Origin of the sequence: Alkalibacillus aidingensis (genome assembly GCF_014595945.1) — a bacterium.
Taxonomy (GTDB): Bacteria; Bacillota; Bacilli; order Bacillales; family Alkalibacillaceae; genus Alkalibacillus; species Alkalibacillus aidingensis.
Genome location: NZ_JABXWU010000020.1, coordinates 1 through 2,112 on the forward strand (window position 1 = coordinate 1; position 2,112 = coordinate 2,112).

General features: G+C 34.2%; 2 protein-coding genes and 2 pseudogenes. 2 read left to right on the top strand and 2 right to left on the bottom strand.

What is annotated here, in order from left to right; genetic code table 11:
• Positions 1 to 263 precede the first annotated feature (263 nt).
• Positions 264 to 404: pseudogene (locus HWQ49_RS14515) on the bottom strand (restriction endonuclease); the annotation flags it as partial.
• 17 nt (positions 405 to 421) lie between these two features.
• A complete protein-coding gene (locus tag HWQ49_RS14520; protein WP_188208351.1) occupies positions 422 to 691 on the bottom strand; it encodes a hypothetical protein in 270 nt (89 codons plus the stop codon).
• Positions 692 to 831: 140 nt separating this feature from the next.
• Between HWQ49_RS14520 and HWQ49_RS14525 the strand changes: the two genes are divergently transcribed.
• Entirely contained in the window at positions 832 to 1,413 is a 582-nt protein-coding gene (locus HWQ49_RS14525) for a hypothetical protein (protein WP_188208352.1), read from the top strand.
• Between the two features lie 191 nt (positions 1,414 to 1,604).
• A pseudogene (locus HWQ49_RS14530) lies at positions 1,605 to 2,112 on the top strand (transposase); the annotation flags it as partial.

The window sequence follows — 2,112 nt, forward strand, 5'->3', positions numbered from 1 at the left end:
CGACGTCGCGAGACGGTCCATCCCTTTTTCGAGAGTTCAATTTTGATTTTTCGTTGACCAAAGTTTTGTCGTCTTACTGTTTTTACTGGATCATAGCATAGCGTTAGCAACAACACCTTCTATCTCGGTCCCATTCAATATAATGAGCAATAACCTCTTCTAAATAAGTGTCAACATCTAATCTAACTAATTTTTATCTACATCTGTTACAAAGTAATTGACGCCGAAATTAAAGCTGTTACTTCCATGAACTTAGGAATAGAAGGGTTCGCACCAAGTAATTGATGAATTCCTGGTGCTGAAGCTGAAGATTTACAGTGCTTTACTTGCACCTTGATTATTGGTTTTTTCAAATCCATAAGCATCTTTTACGCTAATACATCCACTCCACCATTTGGGCCTTTAGACCATTTAGGAATATCTATTCTAGAGCTTTTTCTTCTCTTACCTCTTTAAGCCTTCTCAACCTTCTTATTTTTTTAAAGTTTTTTTGCATACCTTTAATACCTATATAAGAAAAATATAAACCTATGATTGTGGTCGGAATATACCAATACCAACCTAATGCTGTTTGTGTAGAGTATATATAGCCTGAATAAATCATTAAAGGCCCCAACATTAAGGTCAAGATAATATCCATGATAAAAATAGCTATTAAACGAACCCCTTTTTTAGTACCCTTTTTTTTCATTTTTTCCAATTTCTCCTTTAAAAATATTTATTTCCTTTGGGATAAATGTTAACATAGATTTTAAATAGTGAGAATATTAAATATTATTTTACTATTTTAAAAAGACTATTCATAAACAAAAATAAAGGGGAAAGGATTTTATGAAAAAAATTAAAATTTTTGTAGCTAGTTTAGTATTATCAATTCCTGTACTAATTAGTGGTGATTACCTAGCTCAAGCTAAAGAGGAAGATTTTGAGTCAGAATATCAGGATCTGAATGGTGAAGAAATTTTTGAATTATATGAAGGGGAAGAGAATAAAGTACATATAGAACAAGATAATAATTCATCTATAGGAGTATTATCAACAACCCCAGGTGGCGGTGGTTCAGCATTACCTGGACATTATTTGGAAAGAATTGAATCAGAAACCAAAACAATACACCAACAGGATAAAGAAGCAGTGATTGAGTCTGTATCTCTTGGAGTGCTCGGAGGAGGTTTTTGGAAATTAGGCTTAAGAACAGTTGGAGCAGTAACTAGTGCCTTTGGATTGAATGAAGAAATCGGTGTCCTGTTAGGTGGAACTTATGGGGCAGATTTTCCAATAACAATTAGACATTATGTATATTTTGCACATGAACCTACCGATTCATATGCTGGATATACAGTAACAACAATAACTAATAACGATACAGGAGCAGTAGTAAGTACAGATAGAAGATCAATATCTAGATATTAACTCTGAAGAAGAAGGGTTCTCACTTTTAAATGTGAGAACCCTTTTTGGTGAAAAAATACTATTTTATAACACTCTAAAAAATCTCTGTTTAATTCTTCTTACGTGATTCGATGCATAGGTTACACTTAGTTGGACAGAATTGTTAAGGTCCTATACACTTGGTTCAAATATAAAAACCGAGGAGAATTAATATGCCCAAGCGTCAAAAAAGATCGTTTTCTAAAGAATTCAAAGAACAATTAGTGAAGCTCTATGCTTATGGAAAGCCTCGTACTGAGATTATCAAAGAGTATGAATTAACTGCATCAACCTTTGATCGGTGGGTAAAGCAACATCGTGAAACAGGTTCTTTTGAAGAAAAAGATAACCTCACTCCAGAGCAAGAGGAACTCATCCAACTTAGAAAAAAGAACCAACAATTAGCGATGGAAAATGATATTTTAAAGCAAGCCGCGCTGATCATGGGACGAAAGTAGATGTGATTCGTCAAAACAGTCACAAATACTCGGTATCAGCAATGTGTGACGTCCTCCAAATTCCTAGAAGTACGTACTATTATGAATCGAAAGCTCGTGAAAACAATGAAGATGAATTGGTAGAATTGATTGTTCAAATATTTAAGGATAGCCGACAAAACTTTGGTCAACGAAAAATCAAAATTGAACTCTCGAAAAAGGGATGGACCGTCTCGCGACGTCG

Bases quoted from the DNA above. Each gene is read 5' to 3' on its own strand.
- HWQ49_RS14520 (WP_188208351.1), bottom strand. From the start codon at position 691: ATGAAAAAAAAGGGTACTAAAAAAGGGGTTCGTTTAATAGCTATTTTT.
- HWQ49_RS14525 (WP_188208352.1), top strand. From the start codon at position 832: ATGAAAAAAATTAAAATTTTTGTAGCTAGTTTAGTATTATCAATTCCT.